The organism is Alcaligenes sp. GCM10023179, from assembly GCF_042653705.1.
Classification (GTDB): domain Bacteria; phylum Pseudomonadota; class Gammaproteobacteria; order Burkholderiales; family Burkholderiaceae_B; genus Alcaligenes; species Alcaligenes phenolicus.
In genome coordinates this window covers 868179-892173 of the sequence record NZ_JBHSIQ010000002.1, presented here as the reverse complement: position 1 = coordinate 892173, position 23995 = coordinate 868179, and the positions used below count along the sequence as shown (strand labels likewise).

The 23995-nt window shown below is 58.0% G+C and carries 14 protein-coding genes and 1 tRNA gene; 6 read left to right on the top strand and 9 right to left on the bottom strand.

What is annotated here, in order from left to right:
- The first annotated feature begins 10 nt into the window (after positions 1-10).
- The 3 genes from hemE to ACFPDR_RS13425 all read left to right on the top strand — a co-directional run bounded on the left by hemE (position 11) and on the right by ACFPDR_RS13425 (position 5833).
- Positions 11-1087 (top strand): uroporphyrinogen decarboxylase, encoded by a 1077-nt coding sequence (gene hemE / locus ACFPDR_RS13435; protein ID WP_376911234.1) that lies wholly within the window; start codon positions 11-13, stop codon positions 1085-1087.
- A gap of 285 nt (positions 1088-1372) precedes the next feature.
- A complete protein-coding gene (locus ACFPDR_RS13430) occupies positions 1373-3466 on the top strand; it encodes a primosomal protein N' (protein WP_060186150.1) in 2094 nt (697 codons plus the stop codon).
- 291 nt (positions 3467-3757) lie between these two features.
- On the top strand, positions 3758-5833 hold the full coding sequence (locus ACFPDR_RS13425) for a UvrD-helicase domain-containing protein (protein ID WP_376911233.1): 2076 nt from the start codon (positions 3758-3760) through the stop codon (positions 5831-5833).
- A gap of 326 nt (positions 5834-6159) precedes the next feature.
- On the opposite strand, the gene ACFPDR_RS13420 is transcribed toward ACFPDR_RS13425, so the two are convergent.
- The 5 genes from ACFPDR_RS13420 to ACFPDR_RS13400 all read right to left on the bottom strand — a co-directional run bounded on the left by ACFPDR_RS13420 (position 6160) and on the right by ACFPDR_RS13400 (position 15368).
- Entirely contained in the window at positions 6160-6396 is a 237-nt protein-coding gene (locus tag ACFPDR_RS13420) for a hypothetical protein (RefSeq protein ID WP_022983381.1), read from the bottom strand.
- Between the two features lie 785 nt (positions 6397-7181).
- A complete protein-coding gene (locus ACFPDR_RS13415; protein WP_083054303.1) occupies positions 7182-8654 on the bottom strand; it encodes a glutamate synthase subunit beta in 1473 nt (490 codons plus the stop codon).
- A 33-nt stretch (positions 8655-8687) separates the two neighbouring features.
- The gene (locus ACFPDR_RS13410) at positions 8688-13421 is read right to left on the bottom strand and encodes a glutamate synthase-related protein (RefSeq protein ID WP_088453090.1); all 4734 of its coding nucleotides are present in this window, start codon (positions 13419-13421) and stop codon (positions 8688-8690) included.
- A 218-nt stretch (positions 13422-13639) separates the two neighbouring features.
- On the bottom strand, positions 13640-14383 hold the full coding sequence (locus ACFPDR_RS13405) for an enoyl-CoA hydratase/isomerase family protein (protein ID WP_371477623.1): 744 nt from the start codon (positions 14381-14383) through the stop codon (positions 13640-13642).
- A gap of 13 nt (positions 14384-14396) precedes the next feature.
- A complete protein-coding gene (locus tag ACFPDR_RS13400; RefSeq protein ID WP_371477625.1) occupies positions 14397-15368 on the bottom strand; it encodes an NAD(P)H-dependent flavin oxidoreductase in 972 nt (323 codons plus the stop codon).
- A 246-nt stretch (positions 15369-15614) separates the two neighbouring features.
- Between ACFPDR_RS13400 and ACFPDR_RS13395 the strand changes: the two genes are divergently transcribed.
- A complete protein-coding gene (locus tag ACFPDR_RS13395) occupies positions 15615-16847 on the top strand; it encodes a CaiB/BaiF CoA transferase family protein (RefSeq protein WP_376911232.1) in 1233 nt (410 codons plus the stop codon).
- A 31-nt stretch (positions 16848-16878) separates the two neighbouring features.
- Positions 16879-18414: a 3-hydroxyacyl-CoA dehydrogenase gene (locus ACFPDR_RS13390; protein ID WP_226349507.1), complete on the top strand. Its 1536-nt coding sequence runs from the start codon at positions 16879-16881 to the stop codon at positions 18412-18414.
- Between the two features lie 181 nt (positions 18415-18595).
- Here the strand turns inward: ACFPDR_RS13390 and ACFPDR_RS13385 are convergent, their stop codons facing one another.
- Complete coding sequence (locus ACFPDR_RS13385; RefSeq protein WP_321216882.1) at positions 18596-19198, bottom strand: hypothetical protein; 603 nt, start codon at positions 19196-19198, stop codon at positions 18596-18598.
- Positions 19199-19378: 180 nt separating this feature from the next.
- Positions 19379-20272: a c-type cytochrome gene (locus ACFPDR_RS13380; protein ID WP_203145166.1), complete on the bottom strand. Its 894-nt coding sequence runs from the start codon at positions 20270-20272 to the stop codon at positions 19379-19381.
- 243 nt (positions 20273-20515) lie between these two features.
- Between ACFPDR_RS13380 and ACFPDR_RS13375 the strand changes: the two genes are divergently transcribed.
- A tRNA-Arg gene (locus ACFPDR_RS13375) sits at positions 20516-20590 on the top strand.
- A gap of 400 nt (positions 20591-20990) precedes the next feature.
- Here the strand turns inward: ACFPDR_RS13375 and ACFPDR_RS13370 are convergent.
- Together ACFPDR_RS13370 and ACFPDR_RS13365 are read right to left on the bottom strand one after the other, a co-directional pair.
- Entirely contained in the window at positions 20991-21767 is a 777-nt protein-coding gene (locus tag ACFPDR_RS13370; protein WP_137430799.1) for a class I SAM-dependent methyltransferase, read from the bottom strand.
- A complete protein-coding gene (locus ACFPDR_RS13365; protein WP_371477629.1) occupies positions 21764-23818 on the bottom strand; it encodes a TonB-dependent receptor domain-containing protein in 2055 nt (684 codons plus the stop codon). Before ACFPDR_RS13365 ends, ACFPDR_RS13370 begins: the two co-directional genes overlap by 4 nt.
- Positions 23819-23995: the final 177 nt, after the last annotated feature.

Here is a 23995-nt window from a genome sequence, read left to right as displayed (position 1 = left end):
AGGGATTGCCGTGTCTTTACCTCAATTAAAAAACGATGTTTTCCTGCGCTCGCTGTTGCGCGAACCTGTGCCGTACACCCCCATCTGGCTGATGCGTCAGGCCGGGCGTTATTTGCCTGAATACAATGCCACCCGTGCCCAGGCTGGCTCCTTCATGCAATTGGCTCAGAATCCCGAATTTGCGTGCGAAGTAACCTTGCAGCCCCTGCGTCGTTTCGATCTGGATGCCGCCATTCTGTTCTCGGACATCCTGACCGTGCCAGACGCCATGGGCCTGGGTCTGGATTTCGTCGCTGGTGAAGGCCCGCGTTTTGCCCGTCCTGTACGCAACGAAGCCGACGTCATGGCGCTGGAAGCGCCGGACATGGCCAAGCTGCAATACGTGTTTGATGCTGTCTCGCTGATCCGCAAGGAACTGGACGGCAAAGTACCGCTGATCGGCTTTGCCGGCAGCCCCTGGACCATTGCCTGCTACATGGTGGAAGGCCAGGGCTCGGACGACTACCGTCTGGTGAAAAGCATGATGTATCAGCGTCCGGACCTGATGCACCGCATGCTGGAAATCAATGCCCAAACCACCTGCGACTACCTGAACAATCAGATCCGTGCCGGCGCACAGGCTGTGATGCTGTTCGATAGCTGGGGTGGTGTATTGTCCGACTCCCTGTTCCAGGAATTCTCCCTGGCCTACACCCGTAAAGTGGTGGATGGCTTGATTCGCGAGCATGACGGCAAGCGCGTCCCTGTCATCGTCTTTACCAAGGGCGGCGGCATGTGGCTGGAAGATATTGCTGGCTGTGGCGCTGATGCCATGGGTGTGGACTGGACGGTGAACCTTTCCCGTGCGCGCGCTCGTATTGGTGACAAACTGGCCTTGCAAGGCAATCTGGACCCCATGACCATGTTCGGTGGCGAAGAAGCCATCCGTCGTGAAGCCCGTCGTGTTATTGATGACTTTGGCCCTGTGGGGCAGGGCGGTCACGTGTTCAACTTCGGCCACGGTATTTCGCGTTTCACCGATCCGGAAGCCGTGGGCATTCTGGTCGACGAAGTGCATTCCTACAGCCGTCGATACCACAGCGTTTGATAGTCTTTGCGCACGGGCTGTCGCAGCTTGTGCGCAAAGTTATGCACACAGACAGGGCTGGGTTTGAGGTCTTTATATTTAAGGTTTAATTTCAATACCCAGTTTTAATTAGTTGATTTCTCTGCGTTTTATCCTTATTTCAGAGATATTGAAAATTAAATTGTATCTGTGCTTGCTTCTTTGTATTTTTTGTTCATGTCATTTTCCCCAAAGTTATCCACAGGTCGCTAAGCTCTTGACTTATCAGGCTTTCAGCCAGGCCAGCCCTTTTTTGAACCACCATCCATGACCGCCACTCCTGACGCTATTTCTGCATCGGCAAGCACCGGACCTTTCTGGCTGCATGTGGCTTTGGACGTTCCCCTGGATGGGGTGTTTGATTATCAGCACCACGAACCCGTCCTGATCGGACAGCGGGTCATTGTGCATTTTGGGCGGCGGCAGATGATAGGCGTGGTGGTGGCTTTGCCGGAGCAACCTTCCTACCCGCCCGAGCAGGTCAAGGCGATTGATCAGCTGCTGGATGACTTGCCGCCTTTCCCGCAGGACTGGTTGCGGATGGCGCGCTTTGCGTCTACCTATTACCACCGTCCGCTGGGCGAGGTCATGATGCCGTCCTTGCCAGGGCCTTTGCGCAAACCCTCTGCCTATCTGGGCAAGCGTTCCGCTGGTGGGCCGGTATTGCGCATGGCCAAGCGCAAGGAAAAGAAGGTGGAGCCGGTGGACAGCGACGTCCTGCCCGTGCTCAATGCCGAGCAGCAGGCTGCGGTAGATGGCATTGTGGCGGCCAAACCCGGAAGCTGCATGTTGCTGCATGGCGTAACGGGTAGCGGGAAAACCGAAGTCTATATGCGGGTGCTGGAACAAGTGCTGGCCGCTGGTCGGCAAGTCCTGTTCATGGTGCCCGAAATCAATCTGACACCTCAGTTCGAGCAGGTCTTGCGGGCTCGTTTGGCGCGCGTCTTGCCCGGCGATGTGCTGGCTGTCTTGCATAGTGGTCTGTCCGAAGGTGAACGGCTGCGCTCCTGGTTGCGCGTCAACAGTGGTCAGGCGCGCATTTTGTTGGGAACACGGCTGTCCATTTTTACCCCCATGCCCGAGCTGGGCCTGATTATTGTGGACGAGGAGCACGACGCTTCTTACAAGCAGCAAGATGGCTTGCGTTACTCTGCTCGGGACCTGGCTGTGTGGCGTGGCTACGATCTGAAAGTGCCGGTGGTATTGGGTTCAGCCACCCCTTCGCTGGAAAGCTGGAATCATGCTCGACAAGGGCGCTATAGCCTGTTGAGCCTGCCCAAGCGTGCGCGAGAGGTTTCCTTGCCCCGAGTGCGTCTGGTCGATACCCGCCATTTGCGCCTGGAGTCGGGCTTTTCTCCCCAACTGCTGGATGCGCTGGAAGCATGTCTGGAGCGCGGCGAGCAATCGCTGGTTTTCATTAATCGGCGTGGCTACGCGCCTGTGCTGCATTGCGCCTCTTGCGGCTGGCTGTCTCAATGTCCGCGTTGCACGGTGTACACCGTGCTGCACCGGCAAAATGGCTTCAAGCACAATTTGCAGTGCCACCATTGCGGTTATCAGGCCCCCGTGCCGCGTGCTTGCCCGGATTGCGGCGATCAGGACTTGCAGCCTATGGGGCGTGGCACTCAACGTATTGAAGAGTTTCTGGGCGAGCGTTTTCCCAATGCCCGCCTGGTGCGTATCGACGCGGATAGCACCCGCTTGAAGGGCAGCGCGCAGCAATTGTTCGAGCAGGTGCATGCGGGCGAAGTGGACATCATGGTGGGCACCCAGATGGTGGCCAAAGGTCATGACTTCACCCGCTTGAGCGTCGTCGGTGTGCTCAATGCCGATGCTACATTGTTCGCCCATGATTTCCGCGCGCCCGAGCGTCTGTTTGCTCAACTGATGCAGGTAGCAGGCCGGGCCGGTCGCCATACCGAAGGGGCGGATGTCATCATCCAGACGGGTTACCCGGAGCAGGCCGTTTATCAAAGTCTGATCAAGCACGATTACATAGGCTTTGCCCAAAGCGCCTTGAACGAGCGCGAGTCCGTGGGCTTGCCGCCTTTTGCCTATCAGGTGCTCCTGTCTGCCGAAGCCCCGCAATTGGCAGATGCGATTCGCTTGTTGACCCAGGCACGTCGTTTGCCTGAAGAATATCCGAATGAATTTCCGGGCGCGGATCAGGTTTTCCTGTACGATCCCGTGCCCTTACGTGTTTTGCGCGTTGCCAAAGTCGAGCGCGCCCAGTTGCTGTTGGAAAGCGCCCATCGTCCGGCCTTGCAAGCCTTTGTGCGCTATTGGGGGCCACAGGTCGCGCAGTTGGCCAAGCAGCATAAAGTGCGCATTACGATTGAGGTCGATCCTCTCGAAATTTAAGACTCTCCAGGCTCATGTGCGGACGGAAACAGTAGGAGCATTTCGGGTACAGCAGGGTGTATCCTTGACCGCTATGCAGCTATGAGCCAAGAGGCAGGAAGCGATGAGGCTGTGGCGCGATGTTGTTGCCCTGCCGCTGTCATGCTCTTGTACCTCGTTTCCGCTGTATCTCTGTGTTGGCCTTTCGCTTGTCATCAAACCATACTCGGCTTGGCCGGGATTCCACTTTTAGTTTTGCACGCTGTTTGGCTTTGAACCTCGTTTTCTTGCCTAGTATTCACTGATTCCACCATGTCCACCTCTGTCACTACACCAGGCCATACCGTCCCCACCGACCTGAACGCCATGCAGCGTCAGGCCGTGTTGTATATGGATGGGCCTTGCCTGGTGCTGGCCGGAGCGGGCAGTGGCAAGACACGGGTGATCACGCAGAAAATCGCTTATCTGCTGCGTGAGTGTGGGTACACGGGCCGGCAAGTGGTCGCGCTGACTTTTACCAATAAAGCCGCGCGTGAAATGAACGAGCGGATTCGCGCCCTGGTAGATCCCAAGCTGTTGCGAGGGCTGACCGTCAGCACCTTTCACTCTCTGGGCTTGCGCATGTTGCGTGAGGAAGCCCAGCACGTGGGTTTGAAGCCACGCTTCTCAATTCTGGATTCCAACGATGCGCTGGCAATTATTCAGGAACTGCTGGCTACCACGGATAAAGGCCGCCTGAAGTCCGTTCAGCAGGAAATCTCCTTATGGAAAAACGCCTTGATGGGGCCGGACGATGCGGAGCGTGCCGCAAACTCGCCAAGCCAGATCGAGGCGGCTCGTATTTACCGCGACTACGCCGCCACCTTGATTGCCTATCAGTCGGTGGACTTTGATGATCTGATCCGCTTGCCTGCGCAGTTGATGGAAGACAATCAGGAAGTACGCGAGCGCTGGCAGCGTCGGGTGCAGTATCTGCTGGTGGACGAGTATCAGGACACTAACCTCTGTCAGTATCGGCTGGTGCGTTCTCTGACGGGGCAGCGCAATATGTTTACCGTGGTGGGGGACGACGATCAGGCCATTTACGCCTGGCGTGGCGCTACCGTGGAGAATCTGGCGCAGCTTCCCAAGGATTACCCGGACCTGAAAGTCGTGAAGCTGGAGCAGAACTATCGCTCGGTGCAGCGCATCTTGCAGGCTGCGAATAATGTTATTGGCAATAATCCCGTCGTGTTCGGTAAAAAGCTCTGGTCTGACCTGGGCTTTGGTGAGCCTATCCAGGTCCACGTGACGGACGACGAGCAGAACGAGGCCGATTCAGTGGCTATGCGTATCTCGGCAGAGCGCTTTGAGCGTCAGGCCGAGTGGCGAGATTTTGCGGTGCTGTACCGTGGCAACCATCAGGCCCGCATCTTTGAGCAGGCGCTGCGCAATCTGCGCATTCCCTACACCATCTCGGGTGGGCAGAGTTTCTTTGACAAGGCCGAGATTCGCGACATCCTGTCTTACTTGCGAGTCGTTGCGAACGACGATGATGATCCAGCCTTCATCCGCGCAGCGACGACACCCAGGCGCGGAATTGGGCAGGCTACCTTGCAGGTGCTGGGTCAGTTTGCGGCGGAACAAAAGCTGTCTTTATATTCCGCCGTCTCGCAAATCGCTCTGACGGATCGCTTACCGGAAAGGCAGTTGGAGCCTTTAAGTGTCTTTGCGCAGTTTATTGGCCGTATCCAGCAAAGAGCGGACCGGGTAGAGAGCGATCAGGAAGGATACGAGACGGCCGTTAGCGAATTGCTGGACGAGCTCCTGCGGGCGATTGATTACGAGCGCTATCTCTACGATATGTTCGACGAGCGCCCCGCGCAGACTCGTTGGGAAAACGTGCTGGAATTGATTACCTGGCTGAAGTCCAAAGCGGCAGACGATCAGCTGAGTTTGAATGACTTGGTGCAGCGAGTTGCCCTGATCACCATGTTGGAACGCGGTGAGGATGAAGACCCGGATGCGGTCAAATTGTCCACGCTTCATGCTTCCAAGGGGCTGGAGTATCCGCATGTGTTCCTGGTGGGGGTGGAAGAGGGGTTGCTGCCGCACATTGGGCGCGATGACGAAGATATAGACCCGGATAAAGAAGCCGATATTCTGGCCCAGCGTATTCAGGAAGAGCGGCGTCTGATGTACGTGGGTATTACGCGTGCGCAGCGCAGCTTGCGCTTGAGCTGGTGCAAGAAGCGCAGACGCGCACGTGAGAATCTGGTGCGTGAGCGCTCACGCTTTATTGATGAGATGAAGATCGAAGACCCTGGTGCCCAGGAAGATCCGGCGCAGGCGGCTTTAAGTCCCAAGCAGCGACTGGATATGTTGAAGAACTTGTTGAACAAGTCTTGAGCAGTGCTTTTTGATCAAGGACGATTTAGTGCTGGGCCTATGTTTTGTGAGGCGTCGTAGTTCTGCAGGCCAGCTTTTGCTGGCCTTTTTCATGTTCTGCGGCGCGGGAAGAAACGCTCTCCGTGCCTGGCTTGTCTTGATCTTGGGGCTGGGGAGACGCCTTGTGAGGTGCTTGCGCCCAATGAGCCAAGGTTCTGCGATGGATGAAGGTGTGCAGTTGGAAAGGCTGCATTGGCAAACGCAGAAAAAACAAAAGCCTGCTAAATCAGCAGGCTTTTCAACATCAAGCGGTGTTTTGCTTGAGCGTTACGACGGTGATGCGTGGCTTACCAGTAGCTGGCCGACATGCGGGAATCGCGGATGCGGGCTTCGTTCAAGGCACGGGTCAGTTCGACCATGTACTTGAACACCACGTTTGCGGCTTTGGAAACTTGTTTGGCCGCTGCTTTGGTCAGTGCAGTTAAAGACACGGATTCACCATTTTCCAGGGCATGCTGCATTACCCCACGCTCAACAGCATCACTCCAGTGAATGTAGTGCGAGTAAGTGGTCATGGTAGACATTTGCTTTCCCTTTAAGGTGAAGGTCTAAGTTACGAGTCCTCATTATAGGGTTTTCCCTAGTATAAAAGCAAGGGTAAACCCTAGGAATTGGATTAGCCTGTGGTTTTTAGGGGAAAACCCTAGGGTTGTTTGGAAAGGGAAATTAAATCAAAGGCTTATGGGGGTGGGGTTTGTAGGGTTTTGCGGGTTTTAGGTGGGGAGTGGAGTCCTTGCGGCAGCCCTTGCTGGCTTGAGGCTGGGTCGGAGCGGAAGCTTGCCGGTGCTGCGCACCGGTGCCCTTGTCTGGGGCTGTTGTAGGGCGCACCTTGAACTCGTTCAGTGGTTTGTCCCCCGGACAAACCACAAGCGCCGAACTCAAACAGCAAGGTGCTTGCATCCCTACGACAGCCCCAGACGGCGGCAAGCCCCCTGAATGCTCCAACCCAGCCTCAAGCCAGCAAGGGCTTCAGAATGGTGGCAACCAACAACCAACAACCAACAACCAACAACCAACAACCAACAACCAACAGCCAACAGCCAACAGCCGACAACCCACAACTAATCGCTCTGGCTGCTTCTTGCTGCAATCCGTTGCCAGGCAAATAAAGCTGGCAGATATGGATGACAGGCTCGTAGGCTAGTTGTAGGCAGCAGGCAGCAGGCAGCAGGCAGCAGGCAGCGAGCCGCAAACAACAAATAAGAACCCGCGAAGTCAGGGGGCCTGGAAGTGATCTCGTTCGCTTGAAGACAAACAGCCAGCCGTTTATCGCGGCTGGCTGTTTGTGTACTGGTACTACCAAGAAGGCTTAGCGGGGAAGTGTCGAACTCCCCATCAGGAATTCGTCTACGGAACGGGCGCACTGGCGGCCTTCACGGATGGCCCAGACGATCAGGGACTGGCCGCGTCGCATGTCTCCGGCGGCGAAGACTTTGGCTCGGCTGGTTTGGTAGTCGTCTGTGTTGGCGGCGACGTTGCCGCGCTGGTCGGCTTCTACGGCGAAGGCGTCCAGCACTTGGCGTACGGGGGCGGTGAAGCCCATGGCCAGCAGGACCAGGTCGGCTGGGAAGGTCATGTCGGAGCCGGCGATGGGGGTCATGCTCATGCGGCCTGTTGCTGGATCGGTTTTCCATTCCACGCGCACGGCGCGCAGTTCTTTGACTTGGCCGTTCTTGCCTTCCAGCTCTACGGTGTTGATTGCCCAGTCACGCTCGCAGCCTTCTTCGTGCGAGGACGAGGTGCGCAGCTTCATGGGCCAGTAGGGCCAGGTCAGCTCTGTGTTTTCCTGCTCGGGCGGGCGGGGCATCAGTTCGAACTGGGTGACCGATTTTGCACCTTGGCGTGTGCTGGTGCCCACGCAGTCCGAGCCGGTATCACCACCACCAATCACCACGACATGCTTGCCTTGGGCGCTGATGGCGGGGGTGCCACGTGAGCCGGCAACTTGCTGGTTCTGGATGCGCAGGAAGTCCATGGCGGGATGTACGCCTTGCAGCTGGCTACCGGGGGCCTCCAGCAGGCGGGGGGTTTCGGAGCCGCCTGCCAGGATGATGGCGTCGAACTGTTGTTCCAGCTCGGTAGGGGACAGCACGGTCAGCCCCGGTTCCTGGGCGGCTTGATCTTGTGCCTGACCAATATAGGTAGAAGGGCAAAACTGCACACCCTCGGCCTGCATTTGGGCGATGCGACGATCCAGCAAGTGTTTGTCCAGCTTGAAGTCGGGGATGCCGTAGCGCATCAGGCCACCAATGCGGTCGCTTTTCTCGTACACGGTGACCTCGTGGCCGACGCGTGCCAATTGCTGGGCACTGGCCAAGCCGGCAGGGCCGGAGCCAATGACGGCCACGCGTTTGCCGGTTTTGTGGGTAGGCACTTGTGGCACAACCCAGCCCTCTGCCCAGCCTTTGTCGATGATGGCGTGCTCGATGGATTTGATGCCCACGGGCGCACGGTCGATGTTCAGGGTACAGGCTGCCTCGCAAGGAGCGGGGCAGATGCGGCCAGTAATTTCCGGAAAGTTATTGGTGGAGTGCAGCACGTCCAGCGCTTCTTTCCACTGCTGACGGTAAACCAGATCATTCCAGTCAGGAATGATGTTATTGACCGGGCAGCCGTTGTGGCAGAAAGGGATGCCGCAATCCATGCAGCGGGCGGCCTGCTGGCCTGCCTGCTCGTCGTTCAATACCTGGACAAATTCTTTCCAGTGCTTGACCCGCTTTAAAGGAGCTTCTACGGCTTCTTGCAGACGTTGAAACTCAAGAAATCCAGTCGTCTTTCCCATGATGTGTCGTTTCCTGATGGTGATGGGAAGGGTTCAGGCCGAAGCCGAACGGCGGGTTTTACTGCTTTTGGGCGCGGCTTTGCTGGCTTGCGGGCCCTGCCACAATTCGCTCAATGCACGGCGGTACTCGCGTGGAATGACTTTGACGAATTGTGCGCGGGCGCTGTCCCAGTCTTTCAAGAGCTCGCGGGCCTGGAAGCTGCCCGTGGCCTTGAAATGTTCCTGAACCAGGGTTTGCAAGATGGCATCGTCGGTCTGACGTTCGCCCTGGGCGCTACGGCTGTGCCATTGCGCCATGCTGCTGTTCATCTCTTGCTCGGCCTTGCTCAGGACCGGCTCCAGATCCACCATGCCGGGGTTGCAGCGCAGTTGCAGGCGACGTTGCGGGTCCCACACGTAGGCCACGCCACCGGACATGCCGGCTGCAAAGTTGCGGCCCACTTCGCCCAGGACAACCACGGTACCGCCCGTCATGTATTCGCAACCATGATCGCCTACGCCTTCCACAACCGCGCTGGCACCGGAGTTACGCACGGCAAAGCGTTCACCGGCCACGCCGTTGAAGTAGGCCGCACCGGACAGGGCGCCGTAAAGCACGGTATTGCCCACGATGATGTGGTCCGGGCCGTAGCCACGAAAGTCGTTGGGTGAGCGCACGATAATGCGGCCGCCGGACAAGCCTTTACCTACGTAGTCATTGGCTTCACCCACCAGATCCAGGGTGATGCCCTGCGCCAGGAAAGCGCCAAAGCTCTGACCCGCTGTACCTTTGCACTGAATGTGCAGGCTGTCGTCAGGCAGACCTTGATGGCCATATTTCTTGGTGAATACGCCCGAGAGCATGGCACCGACGCTGCGGTTGCGGTTGCGTACGGGGGTGATGAAGGACAGTGGGGTGCCCTGATTCAAGGTCACGGCGCTGCGCTCGATCAGTTGGCGATCCAGCGTGTGTTCCAGGTCATGATCCTGGGTAGCGATCTGACGTGGGGACTCTTCATTGTCCACTTTGTGCAGCAGGCGGGAGAAGTCCAGGCCCTGGGCTTTCCAGTGTTCAATACCGCTGCGCATATCCAGCCAGTCGCTGCGACCGATCAGATCGTCAAAGTGGCGTACACCCAGCTTGGCCATCAGTTCACGCACTTCTTCTGCAACGAAGAAGAAGTAGTTCACTACGTGTTCGGGCTTGCCCTTGAACTTGCGGCGCAGCACGGGGTCCTGGGTGGCAACACCAACGGGACAGGTGTTTAGATGGCATTTGCGCATCATGATGCAGCCTTCCACGACCAGCGGAGCGGTGGCAAAGCCAAATTCATCCGCACCCAGCAAGGCACCGATCACCACATCGCGGCCGGTTTTCATCTGGCCGTCGGCCTGCACGCGGATGCGGCTGCGCAAGCGGTTCAGCAACAGGGTTTGCTGGGTTTCAGCCAGACCCAGTTCCCACGGGGTACCGGCATGCTTGATGGAGGACAGGGGCGAAGCACCCGTACCACCGTCGTGACCGGCAATCACGATGTGATCGGCCTTGGCTTTGGCAACACCGGCAGCCACAGTACCCACACCGACTTTGGACACCAGTTTCACGGAGATATCCGCTTGCGGGTTCACGTTCTTCAAATCGTGAATCAGCTGGGCCAAATCTTCGATGGAGTAAATGTCGTGATGGGGGGGAGGAGAAATCAGGCCCACACCGGGAACGGAGTAACGCAGCTTGGCGATGTACTCGGACACTTTATGACCGGGCAATTGACCGCCTTCACCGGGTTTGGCTCCTTGTGCCATCTTGATCTGAATTTGATCGGCACTGCACAGATACTGGGCCGACACACCAAAGCGGCCGGACGCTACCTGCTTGATGCGGGAGCGCAGCGAATCGTTCTCTTGCAGATCAATGTCGGCAAACACGCGATCCTGGCCCAGGACGCTGGCCAAGGTATCACCCTGGCGGATGCCACTTTTACCGTGCTGCATTTCATGCTGGTAGCGCAACTCGTCCTCGCCACCTTCACCAGTATTGGACTTGCCGCCAATCCGGTTCATGGCCACGGCCAGTACGGCGTGGGCTTCGGTTGAAATCGAACCCAGCGACATGGCGCCGGTTGCAAAGCGTTTGACGATCTCGCTAGCCGGTTCCACCTCTTCCAAAGGAATCGCTTGAGCCGGGTCCAGACGTAGTTCGAACAAACCGCGCAGTGTCATGTGACGGCGGCTTTGCTCGTTGATGAGCTGGGCGTATTCCTTGTAGGTGCTGTAGTTCTGGCTGCGGGTGGCGTGTTGCAACTTGGCGATGGAGTCGGCGGTCCACATATGGGCTTCGCCGCGCACGCGTACTGCGTATTCGCCACCGGCTTCCAGATGATTCTCCAGCACGGGGTCTTTGCTATAGGCGGCACGATGCTGACGCAGCGCTTCTTCAGCCACGGTGAAGATATCAATCCCTTCTACCGGACAGGAGGTGCCCACAAAGTACTTGTCTACCAGCGAGCGCGACAGGCCGATGGTCTCGAAAATCTGCGCGCCGGTGTAGGACATGTAGGTGGAGATGCCCATTTTGGACATGACCTTGTACAAGCCCTTGTTGATGGCCTTGATGTAGTAGCCCTCGGCCTGGGAGGCGTCGATCTGGTTGATCGGGTCCTGGGCCAGATGCTGCAGGCTTTCAAAAGCCAGCCAGGGGTGCATGGCTTCGGCACCATACGCACCCAGCAGGGCGAAGTGATGCACTTCACGGGCCGAGCCAGTTTCCACGACCAGACCCGTGCGGGTACGCAGACCGATGCGGATCAGGTGCTGGTGAATGGCCGAGGTTGCCAGCAGGGCGGGGATGGCCACATGCTCGGCGTCACATCGGCGATCTGTCAGGATCAGGATGTTGTAGCCATCGCGCACGGCATCTGCCGCACGGGCGCACAGTGCGGCCACGCTGGCCTCAATGCCTTCCGGGCCCCAGGCGCTGGGGTAGATGATGTCCAGTTCCTGGCTGCGGAACTTGCCATTGCTGGCCGCTTCAATGCGCCGGATCTGGTTCATGTCAGCCGGGCTCAGCACGGGCTGGGACACTTCCAGACGCAGCGGTGGGTTGACGTTGTTGATGTCCAGCAGATTGGGCTTGGGGCCAATAAAGGACACCAGCGACATCACCATCTGTTCGCGAATCGGGTCGATAGGCGGGTTGGTAACCTGAGCGAACAGCTGGCGGAAGTAGTTGTAGAAGGGCTTGGATTTGTCGGATAGCACGGCCAACGGAGCGTCGTTGCCCATGGAGCCGGTGGCCTCTTCGCCCTTGCTGGCCATGGGCTGCAGGACGACTTTGATATCTTCCTGGGTCCAGCCAAAAGCTTGTTGCTGATCCAGCAGGTCGCGGGTGGCCAATTGGGGACGCACGCCGGGCACGCTGGGCAGGGAGTCCAGGCGCAAGCGCAGGCGTTCAATCCACTGCTTGTAGGGGTGGGTGTTGGCCAGTTGGGACTTGATCTCGGCATCGTCAATGATGCGGCCCTGTTCCAGATCGATCAGCAGCATCTTGCCCGGTTGCAGACGCCATTTCTTGACGATGCGGTGCTCAGGAATAGGCAGGGTACCGGCTTCAGAGGCCAGCACAATCATGTCGTCGTCGGTAATGACGTAGCGGGCGGGACGCAGGCCGTTACGGTCCAGCAGCGCACCAATTTGCAGGCCATCAGTAAAGGCGATAGCAGCAGGGCCATCCCATGGTTCCATCTGGGCTGCGTAGTACTCGTAGAAAGCGCGACGGCTTTCGTCCATCTCGGCGTGTTGCTCCCAGGCCTCCGGCATCATGATCATCATGGCGTGCGGCAGCGAGTAGCCGGCCATCACCAGCAGTTCCAGACAGTTGTCGAAGGTGGCCGTGTCGGACTGGCCTTCGTACACGATGGGGTAAAGCTTTTGCAGATCCGAACCCAGCACGGCCGATTCCATGGCGCCTTCACGGGCACGCAGCCAGTTGAAGTTGCCCTGTACCGTGTTGATTTCGCCGTTGTGGGCGATCAGGCGGTAGGGGTGGGCCAGAGGCCAGGCGGGGAAGGTGTTGGTGGAAAAGCGCTGGTGGACCAGGGCCAGGGCGGAACAGGCGCGAGGGTCGGCCAGATCGCGGTAGTAGCGGCCAACTTGGTCAGCCAGCAGCAGGCCTTTGTAGACGATGGTACGCACCGAGGCCGAGGTCACAAAGTATTCCTGTCCGTGGGCCAATGCCATGCGGTAGATGGCGTGGCTGGCGGTCTTGCGGATCACGTACAGCTTGCGCTCCAGCGCATCGGGCACCATCACATCCGGGCCGCGGCCAATGAACAGCTGGCGAATCACCGGTTCGTTGGCCTTGACGGTGGGCGACATGGGCATGGTGCTGTCCACCGGCACATCGCGCCAGCCCAGCATGTGCTGGCCTTCGGCACGTACCGCACGTTCCAGCTCCTGTTCACAGGCCAGGCGGGAAGCGGTTTCCTTGGGCAGGAACACCATGGCTACGCCGTACTCGCCGGGGGGCGGCAGGGTCACGCCCTGAGCGGCCATTTCTTCGCGGTAAAGCTGGTCGGGGATCTGGATCAGAATGCCTGCACCGTCGCCCATCAAGGGATCTGCGCCTACAGCGCCGCGGTGATCAAGGTTTTCCAGGATTTTAAGGCCTTGGGTGATGATGGCGTGGCTCGCCTGGCCTTTGATGTGTGCGATAAATCCGACGCCGCAGGCGTCGTGTTCGTTAGCGGGAAGGTACAAGCCTTGGGCTTGGGGGGGACAGGAGTGTGTCATGGGCGTATCCGCAAAGAACGTGTTAAAGCGGTGCATTTGTTGCAGCGCAAAAAATAAAATACAGCGATTTTTTTTTGCACGCAAGATTTTTTTGCGAATACGGTAAAAAAAATTAGGGACCTGCTCTCACAGGCCCCTTATCACCCGTCTGAACCGGGTGCAGTGTGGCAAGATCGCTGCACATGCGGGTTTGCGCAGAAATCAGGTCCACACAAGCGCTATTTGCCGCTGCGGTTCTGGCTCATTTGCCCCAGAATCTGCAGAGCTTCTTCGCCTTCCAGCAGTTTGGAAAACAGCTTGCGCTCGCGTTCCAGAACCTCCAGCAAAACTTCGCGCTGGGGTTCTCGTAGCAGACGCTTGCTGGTGCGCAAGGCAATGGGAGGCTGCTCGGACAACGCGTGGGCGCAGGCACGGGCGGCTTCCAGGCTATTGCCGTGGTCGGTCAGTTCAGTGAGCAGGCCGTCTTCCATGGCTTGCTCGGCACTGAAGGCTTGTGACAGAAGCAGCCATTCGTTGGCACGGCGTGGCCCCACGTACTGTGCCAGCAGGTGGCTGGAGGCGCCTTCCGGGCACAGGCCCAATGCGGTGAAGGGCATGCGCAAACGCGCGTCACGGGCCGCGTACACAAAGTCCGCATGCAGCAGCAAGGTTACGCCAATACCCACCGCGTGACCTTCTACGGCCACGATCAGTGGGACGTCGGCCTGGACCAGACTGCGCAGGAATTTGATCGGTGGCGGCATGTCGCTATTGCGCACATTGGACAGCTCCGAGATGTCGTTGCCGGCACAGAAATGCTCGCCCGCGCCGGTCAGAATCAGGGCACGATATTTCTGGTTCTGATTGGCCTGGTCGATGATGTCGGCCAGCTCTTCGTACATGGGGCCAGTCAAGGCATTGCGTCGTTCCGGGCGGTCCAGAATGACTTCCAGCCAATGGCCTGCGTCATGAGTCCGTATCATGGCGTGCTCCTGTTCAGGCGAAGGGGGAGGCCAGCAGTGCTGCCTTGGCTTCCTGGTATTCGCGATGCAAACGGGCCACGATGTCGGCAGTAGATTCCACCGAGTCAATGCCACCAATGCCTTGACCAGCGCCCCAGATGTCGCGCCAGGCTTTGCTCATGCCCGAACCGAAGGCGGTGTCGGCATTTTTTTCGCTGTCCAGCTTGTCCGGGTCCAGGCCTGCAGCGCGGATGCTGTCCTTCAGGTAGTTGCCGGGGATGCCGGTAAAAAGCGGGGTGTAGACGATATCGGCGGCACGACCCTTGACGATCATGCTCTTGTAATCGTCCGAGGCATTGGCTTCGGTACTGGCAATGAAGCGCGTGCCGATGTAGGCCATGTCGGCCCCCATGGCTTGGGCCGCCAGAATGTCGCGACCCCGGCTCATAGCGCCGGACAGGGCAATCGGGCCATCAAAAATCTGACGGATTTCGTTAACCAGCACAAAGGGGCTCAAGGTACCGGCGTGGCCGCCAGCACCTGCAGCCACCACGATCAGGCCATCCACACCCGCTTCCAGCGCTTTTTCAGCATGACGCAAGGTGGTCACGTCGTGGAAGACTTTGCCACCCCAGGCGTGCACATGCGGCACGATGTCTTGCGGGGCGCGCAGGCTGGTAATCACCAGCGGCACCTTGTGGTCGGCGCACACACGCAAATCCTGCTCCAGGCGGTCGTTGGATTGGTGGATGATGTGGTTGATGGCGTAGGGGGCGATGCGGCGCTCGGGATGGCGCTCGCGCAGTTCGGCCAGGGTGTCGTCGATCTCGTCCAGCCAATCCTTGAGCTTTTCCTGGGGGCGGGCGTTCAAGGCGGGGACGGAACCGATGATGCCGCTGGCGCATTGTGCAATCACCAGGGCGGGGTTCGAAACAATGAACATGGGCGCTGCCATTACAGGCAGGGTCATAGATTGATAAAGCTGCTGCGTTAATGCCGATGGCATAAGGTCGGTCTCCTGTTATCGAAAGAAGTGCCCTGCCTCTTGAAGGGGCGGGGTCCTGCAAGGAAGATCTGCCGCTGATAATCTATCGTCACCTATTCTAGGACGGTTTATCGTCGCCCGGCTTGGTGCGCTGCACAAATTCCTCCGGCCTCGAAAATGACCATGGTTTGAGCACTTTTTTCTGTCCGTAGACCGGACTAAGAAGACGTAGTGCACAATAAGCGACTTGAAGGATTTTTGTTTGCTATGACCACGACTGAACGAAAAGCGCCCTTGGCGGGATTGCGTGTTCTGGACTTGACGCGCGTGCTGGCCGGGCCCTGGTGTACTCAAAACCTGGCTGATCTGGGTGCGGAAGTCATCAAGGTCGAACGTCCCGGTGCCGGGGACGACACCCGAGGCTGGGGGCCGCCGTATCTGCAGGATGGTCACAGGGCGGACACGGAGGATGCGGCCTATTTTGGGGCTGCCAACCGTAATAAAGAGTCCATCATCCTGGATATAGGCACTGCACAAGGTGCCGAGGTGGTGCGTCAGCTGGTCAGTCGCTGCGATATTCTGGTGGAAAACTTCAAGGTCGGTGGCCTGAAAAAGTACGGACTGGACTATGAAAGCCTGCAAGCCATCAACCCGGCCCTGATTTATTGTTCGATTACCGGATTTGGGCAGACTGGCCCCTATGCAAGTCGTCCAGGATATGACTTCATGATCCAGGGGCTGGGTGGTTTGATGTCCCTGACAGGTGAGCCAGGTGGTGAACCGCAAAAAGCGGGTGTGGCTGTGGCCGATGTCATGACAGGCATGTACGCCACCGTGGCTGTGCTGGCAGCCGTGGTGGAGCGCCACCGTAGTGGCCTGGGTCAGCATCTGGATATTGCTCTGCTGGATTGTCAGGTGGCCATGATGGCTAACCAGAACATGAATTACTTGTGTACCGGACAGGCACCACAGCGCCCCGGTAATGCACATCAGAATTTGGTGCCCTATCAGGTCTTTGAGGCCAGTGACGGGCATTTGATTGTGGCGGTGGGCAACGATGCCCAGTTTCGCAGTTTTGCGCGGGAGCTGGGCCACCCCGAGTGGGCGGATGATCCCCGTTTTGCGCGCAATGCCGGACGAGTCATGCACAGGGACGAGTTGGTGCCCATGCTGGTGCAGATCATGCGAATCCGCACGCGCGATAGCTGGTTGCAGACGCTGGAAGCCGTAGGTATTCCAGCCGGGCCCATCAATACGATGGAACAGGTTTATCAGGACCCACAGGTGCTGGCGCGCGGCTTGCGCCTGGACTTGCCGACCGGGCAGGGGGGTAGCGTGCCTTCGGTAGCCAGTCCTTTACGTTTGTCGGCCACGCCGGTGCAGTATCGCAGTGCGCCCCCGCGTCTGGGAGAACACACCCGCGAGGTCCTGGCACGAGTGCTGGAGCTGTCGCCCGACAAGGTCGAGGCCATGATGTCCGGCTCCGCTGCACAGGCTTAATTTTTATTGCTTTTCGATCAGGTTGTGAATCATGAAACAGATACAAACCATCGCTATTGTTGGCGCAGGTGCTATGGGAAGGGGCATTGCCCAGATTGCTGCCCAGGCTGGCAAGCAGGTCTTGCTGTATGACCTGAATGCGGACTCGGTCAAGGCTGCTTTGGCGGATGTACACGCCGTCTGGAGTCGTTTGCAAGAAAAAGGCCGTATGACGGCTGAACAGGTGGACGCGGCCAAAGCGTGTCTGCAAACCGCCAGCGATCTGCAAGCCTTGGCCCCTGCCGATCTGGTTGTGGAAGCCATTGTGGAGCGTCTGGACGTCAAGCAAGGCTTGCTGCAACAGCTGGAAGAGATTGTGTCGGCCGACTGTGTGCTGGCCTCCAATACCTCTTCGCTGTCCATTACCGCCATTGCCCAAGCTTGCCGCCACCCCGAACGCGTGGCTGGCTATCACTTCTTCAACCCCGTACCGCTGATGAAAGTGGTCGAGGTTATCGACGGCCTGCGCACCTCGCCGGAAGTGGGCGATGCCTTGATGCAAGTGTCGCGCGACATGGGCCACACGCCTGTGCGCGCCAAGGATATGCCCGGCTTTATCGTGAACCACGCCGGTCGTGGCATGAACATCGAGGGCCTGAAAATCGCCCAGGAATGCGTGGCGCCTTTCTACCAGATCGACGCCATCATGCGCGAGCAGGCCGGTTTCCGCATGGGGCCCTTTGAACTGCTGGATCTGACCGCGCTGGATGTGTCCCATCCGGTCATGGAGTCCATTTACCGTCAGTTCTACGACGAGCCGCGCTTCCGTCCTTCGCCCATTACCGCCGTGCGTCACGCCGGTAAATTGTTTGGTCGCAAGAACGGAGAAGGCTTCTACAAGTATGAAGATGGCAAGAAACAGGTTCCTCAAGAGCCTGCTGTTCCCGCTGTCACGACCTTTGCTCCTGTGTGGGTCTCGCCTTACCACGAACAAGGTCAGGCGCGCGCGCTGCAATTGCTGAGCGAACTGGGCGTGAAAGTGGTGGAAGGCGACCAGCCACCTGCCGATGCACTGATTCTGTTAACGCCTTACGGTGAAGACGTGGCGACTTTGGTGTCCTTGCATGGCTTGGACCCAGCTCGCACCGTGGCGCTGGATACCTTGTTCGGCTTGGAGAAAGGCCGCCGCCGCGTGCTGATGTGCTCGGCTGCGACCACACCTGAATGGCGTGATCAAGCCTGGGCCATGCTGGCCAGCGATGGTACGGCGGTTAGCGTGATCGAAGACTCTGCCGGTTTTGTGGCCCAGCGTTTGGTGGCTACCATCGTGAACATCGCCAGCGATATTGCTCAGCAGCAGATAGCGACCCCATCAGATATCGATGCCGCTGTGCGTCTGGGCCTGGGTTATCCTCACAATGGCCCGCTGTCCATGGGTGATGCCGTCGGCTCGCGTGATTTGCTGGATGTATTGAACACCCTGCAAGCTGTCACGGGCGATATGCGCTACCGCGCCAGCCCCTGGCTGCAACGCCGTGTCCAACTGGGTATGTCCTTGACGGCATTGGCTCAGTGCAAGGCGCAGTAAGGCCTGAGATTGCTCTCTTGGACGCTTTATAGCGTGTTCTAGAGGTAGATCAGCCTACAAGCTTATGAGTCGGCCTGAGTCCGGGATGACACCGGACTCAGGCTTTTTTATTGGCAGCCTGAACCAGGTGCTCAATAAACGGATGCTTAGGCCGGGCTCAGGGCTCCAGGAGAGCAAACTATTACTTCTGTGTTTTGGTCGCGGGTATTTTCACCGAAGCCAGATCGGGATACAGCTCGATCAGTTCGGGCAGCAGCGTATCCTCGCTGAGCGGGATGATGAAAATCGTCTTGCCATCTACGCTGGCCAATGTGGGATAGCTAAGCTCAAAGGTCTTGCCGTCTTTCTTGAAAGTACGGCTGTAGTTCAGCACGGCGTAGTCGCGGCCTGTGCTGGTTTTGCCGAACTGTGCAGTATCCACGTCATAGTGTCCAGACAGAATCTGTACGGGCTGATGTTCATCCATAGAGCGGCCGACCCGGATCAGTTCGGCAATGGTCTCTGCATGGTCCTTGCCCATGGCTTTTGAAATTTTCTGGATCTTGCGCGGCGACTGAAATTGCAGAATGGTTTCCAGGTCTCTGGCCATGGTGGCTTGCAGCAGCGTGTGCATAGCCTGCTCCAGGCTATCTCGATTCAGGATGCTGGTAGCCTGCGCTGTGCTCTGTGTGGCTGCCGTTGTCGACTCATTGGCGAAGGCCTGGGCCGAAGGCAAGATCAAAACAGCCAGGGCCGACAGGATGCCCGTAAAGGTCAGACGGGCAGCGGAAGTAATACGTGTCATGGTAAGTATCCGCAGCTGTTTGATAGCTGCAGGGTGCAGTGATCCGAGGGCTAGATTGTAGGGGGCAGCTTCTGCATCAGTCATCAGCAAACCGCTTCAGGCAATAAAAAAGCCCGATGAATATTCATCGGGCTTTTTGTATTCGCAGGCTCTGTACGGTGCCAGAGCCTTGTCGCAGTCTTACTTGGCGGCGTTAACCATGTGCTGGATGGCAGCACGGATTTCGTCGTCGGAGGCTTGAGAGCCACCGCGTGGAGGCATGGCGCCTACACCGTGAATGGCTTTTTGAACCATAGTGTCCATACCGGATTCGATATATGGCTTCCAGGCCGCTTGATCGCCAAACTTGGGCGCGCCAGCAACACCGGCTGCGTGACAGGCAAAACAGATGGTGTCGTACAGCTTGATACCGGCCGGGTCGACCTTGTTGTCATCCGCAGCAGCGGTTTGGCTTGCTTTGGGAGCTTCTGCAGCAGGAGCTTCTTCAGCAGGCTTGGTATCGGCAGCCGCAGTGGCTTCAGGCTTGGCGTCAGCTTCTTCACCTTCTGGTGCGGGAGCGTCGGGTTCCTTGAAGTCAGCGCCAGCGGCGTTAGCCATGTAAGCAACGGCACGAGCCACTTCGATGTCGTCCAGCGAAGGGTTACCACCCTTGGCAGGCATGGCGCGGATACCGTGAATAGCGTTCTTGACCAGTTCGTCCTGACCCAGCTTGATCAGCTCGCCCCAAGCGCCCTTGTCGCCAAATTTAGGCGCACCGGCTACACCGGCGCCGTGACAGGCGGTACAGGTGGTTTCGTAAACTTGCTGACCAGTCTTCAGCTCTTTGACGGCATTGGCGTCAACCAGTTTGAAACCGGCAACAGGCTGAATGCGGGCTGCAATGGCTTCAGGGGAAAGGGCGGCGGAGCCAGCACCTGCACCCATGGTGGAGGTAACCAGGCTGACCAGCATGACAATAATCGCGATGGGCACCAAGAAAGCCAGAGCCACGGTCACAAGCAATTGTTTAGGGGTTTTGATCATGGCTGAGTGACCCTCGTTGTGTTCTTCGGGTTTTTGTTCCGTGTTGCTCATTATCGGATCCTGCGAGTTCGTACAAGAAATGACGGGAGGGCCTTTAAAGGCCACCAATAAAGGCTTGCGCCTACCTAATGGGTGTGCGCAAGGACGTGTCTACCAAGCCACCGACCCAGATCGCGCAACCATGGATTATAGCGGAGTGTGTCGCTCTTGTATCTGACTCTTGATTTAGCGCACTCATAATTGCCGGATAGATGCTGAAAAAAACTCCAAACTCGCGCTACAATAGCGAGCTTGGCGTCCGTAGTTCAATGGATAGAATTAGGGTTTCCGAAGCCCTCGATACAGGTTCGATTCCTGTCGGACGCGCCAGAACTTCTTGTTTATACGGCTCTTTAGGGCTGCTTTTCAAGACCTGGTTTGAATTTCCAGTTATAAAGTGTCGCGATGCAAGCAGCCAAAGGCTGCTTTTTTTGTGTCTGTTGTTTGTCAAAACACGGCCTCATGCGCGGCTCAGGTGAAGTGGGCTAATTATTGATCCTGATCATTTGGCCTGGGACGAAATTGCGTATTTGCCTGCGTTGACAGGCGAGCTTGCGCTTGGGAGTTTGGCCGGGACGACGATCAGGCGTATAGGCGATGTCTGGACAGGCAGTGCCTGGAGTCTTGAACTTGTGGCCGTCGCTACAACCAGATGTGCTGCCATCGCAGTCTATGCAAGACAAAAGGGGCCGAAGCCCCTTTTGCTTTTTCCTGAGCAGCTTTCTGGTTTTTAAATAGCTTCGGCACAAATCACATAGTCGTGGCCATGACGCAGACCACCCAAGGTCTGGCTCAAGGCCAGAGCTTGCTTGCGCAAGGCTTGGACATGCTCGGACAAGGCCATGGCCAGGTTGCGGTCCTTCAGACGGCGCAAGCGCCCGTCACACATATCCAGTTGACCGTGGATAAAGCTGTCGCCGTAACGAATGCCAAAGCGCTGCGCATCCACACAGCGATAGCCGGACTGTCGCAGGTGGCGCAGGACCCAGTCCATCGGGTACTCGCGATACGGGCGCTCGCCTGCCAGCAGCAGGCAGGCATCGCGCAAACGGCCTATTTCCACAATCAATTTGCCCGCCGGGTCCGTGCTGCTATAGGGCACGTAGGGCTCCAGACCAATAATGTAGAGACGCTGGCCGGTAAGCGGCCGCAGGCGGCTGAACAACTGGTCCTGGGTGTAGGGGGCAAAGCCGTCTATGGCACCTAGTAGATAGTCCGCCAGAACCGTATCAAAGCGCTCGCCCTGCAAAAATTCAGGGTCACTCCAGTTGCCCACCAGCAGACGGTCCTCGGGGCGTTTTTGATCGCCCAGCTCACGGGTGACTTGTTCAGCCATGCTGGGAGAGGCGGTAATGGCCGTCCAGCGTTCTGTGTCCAGCGTCAGCAACCAGCGCAGCGAACCCTTGCCGGTGCCCGCATCCAGAAAGTTGCCCCAAGGGCGCTCGCCCTGCATGTCGGCCACGATCTGGTAGAGGCGGCTACCCGTGTGTATGGCGGTCTTGCTCAAAATTCCACCTGTATCCCGGCCAGGATGTTGCGTCCCATCAGCGGGGCCTGACGGGCAATAAAGGAGGTATGGCGGTAAGCCAACTTGTTCAGCAAGTTATTTCCTCTCAGGTACAGGGTGTAGGTGTTCTGATCCATATGCAGGCGGTAGCTTAAACCCATGCTGAGCAAACCGTAAGACGGCGAACGCTCTTCATGTTCAGCCAGTCGGTCCTGGGCAAAGGTGTGGGTGTAGCCGACAAAGCCGGACCAGTTCTGCCAGTTCAGATCCGTGCGAATACCCAGGCGGGCAGCGGGCATGCGGGGCAGGTTGCGGCCAGGATCTTGCAGTTTACCGCGCACCAGATCGCCGTACACGCTGACCGAGGCCCAGGATGTGACGGGGTAAGAGGCTTCTGCTTCCAGGCCCCAGAATTGAGCCTTGTCCTGGCTGTATTGGATCAGCTGAAAGTCTTCGTGACGGTCCAGGCTGCGGCCATAAATGTAGTTCGAGCTACGGGTGTAGAAGGTACGTAGATCAAAGCGCAGATCGCCCAGGTGTTTTTGTAGCCCCAGGTCCACCGTATGGCTGGTCTCACGATCCAGGTTCGGATCGCCACGCTCATAGCTCAGCGTGGCAAAGTGCACGCCTTTGGCAAACAGTTCCTGAGCCGTGGGCAGACGCTGAGAGCGGGACACGGACAGGCTGGCGGCGTATTCGGGTGCGAAGTCCCAGACCGTACCTAAAGAGAAGGAGGTCGCCGTGCCTTTGCGGCGTTCCAGCGTTTGCGAGTCGGGCGTGACGGTTTGCCATTCCTGACGTGCGCCCAGTTCCAGACGCCAGTCGTCCCAGTTCACGCTTTCCAGAAGGAACAGGCCCTGGCTGCGAGTACGGGTGGGCGGAATGAAGTTTTCAGCACCGTCGCGGGACGCAAAATCAGACTGGCTGGTTTGCAGGCCGATGACCCCTTCAAACGGCCCCCAAGGGTTGTGTTCCAGCTCCAGGCGCGTGTCGTAACCGCGATTGGTGAAGCGGGTGCCATCAATATCGCCATCTTTTTCAACGTGCTGGTAGTTGGTCGCACCAGCGCGCAGGCGAGCCCGTTTGAAGCCGGGCAGAGGGTCACGCAGTTCGCCACGGATATCGAAACGCTGAGTACGCAGGTGAGCGGTGGCCGAGTGTTCGTGATCATGTTCGTGGCTGTGGCCATGATCGTGGTCATGGCCGTGATCGTGACTGTGGCCGCCGCAATGCAGAGTGGCACCGTGCGGGTGGCAGTCCTCGTATTCGTGGCTGTGACCGGGCAGACCGTAGCTGCCTTCACGGTAGGAGTAGGCCGCGCCTATATAGCCACGGTCCCCGATAAAGGAGAGGCCAACGCTGCCTGTGTCCGTGCTGGAGTCGGAGTCCTTGACGCGTCCATCGGTCCAGTTGGGGACGCGATAGTCGCGGCTACGGTGCGAGGCACCTTCTACGTGCAAGGCGATATTGCCTTCGCCGGCTGTCATCTCGACTGCGCCGATTCTGCCACGATCAGCCGTGGAGCCCTGGGCACGTACCGAGCCTTCAAAACCTTTTTCGGGGATGGCTGTGGGGATTTTGCGATCCAGCACGTTGACCACGCCGCCAATAGCACCGCCTCCGTAAAGCAGGGCCGATGGGCCGCGCAGCACCTCGATGCGGTCCGCTTGCCAGGTATCGACCGTGATGGTGTGGTCGGGCGAGATGGCCGACGCGTCCATGACCTCTGCGCCATCGCTCAGGACTTTGACGCGGGGCGCAGTTTGGCCGCGAATGACGGGGCGGCTGGCACCGCTGCCAAAGCTGTCTACATGGATGCCGACTTCACCGTCCAGCAATTCACCCAAGGTGCTGCTGCGGCGCAAATCCAGTTTGGGGCCTTGCAGGACCGTGCTGGCAGTGGCCAGCTCTGTTTGTCGCAAGGCCAGGGGGCTGGCAGAGATTCGGATAGGGGCCAGTTCAGGAACAGCTTCTTCAATTTCATTGGCTTGGGCCGAGGTGCACAAAAGCAGAGCCAGGGCTAGTGGCAGGGGACGGGCTTGGAAACGCATCTCATCTTCCGGTTTGTTAATTTTCGAGATGTTATAACATAACAGTAATTATTCGAAATAGAGGAAAAGCCATTTTGAGAAAAGGGAGAAAGAGAAACTTTTTGCTGGGTGACCGGGGAAAGTCGGCTGCTGTATGAGCCTGCAGGGAGCGGCCAAAAAAAAGCCGCCCTTTGGGGC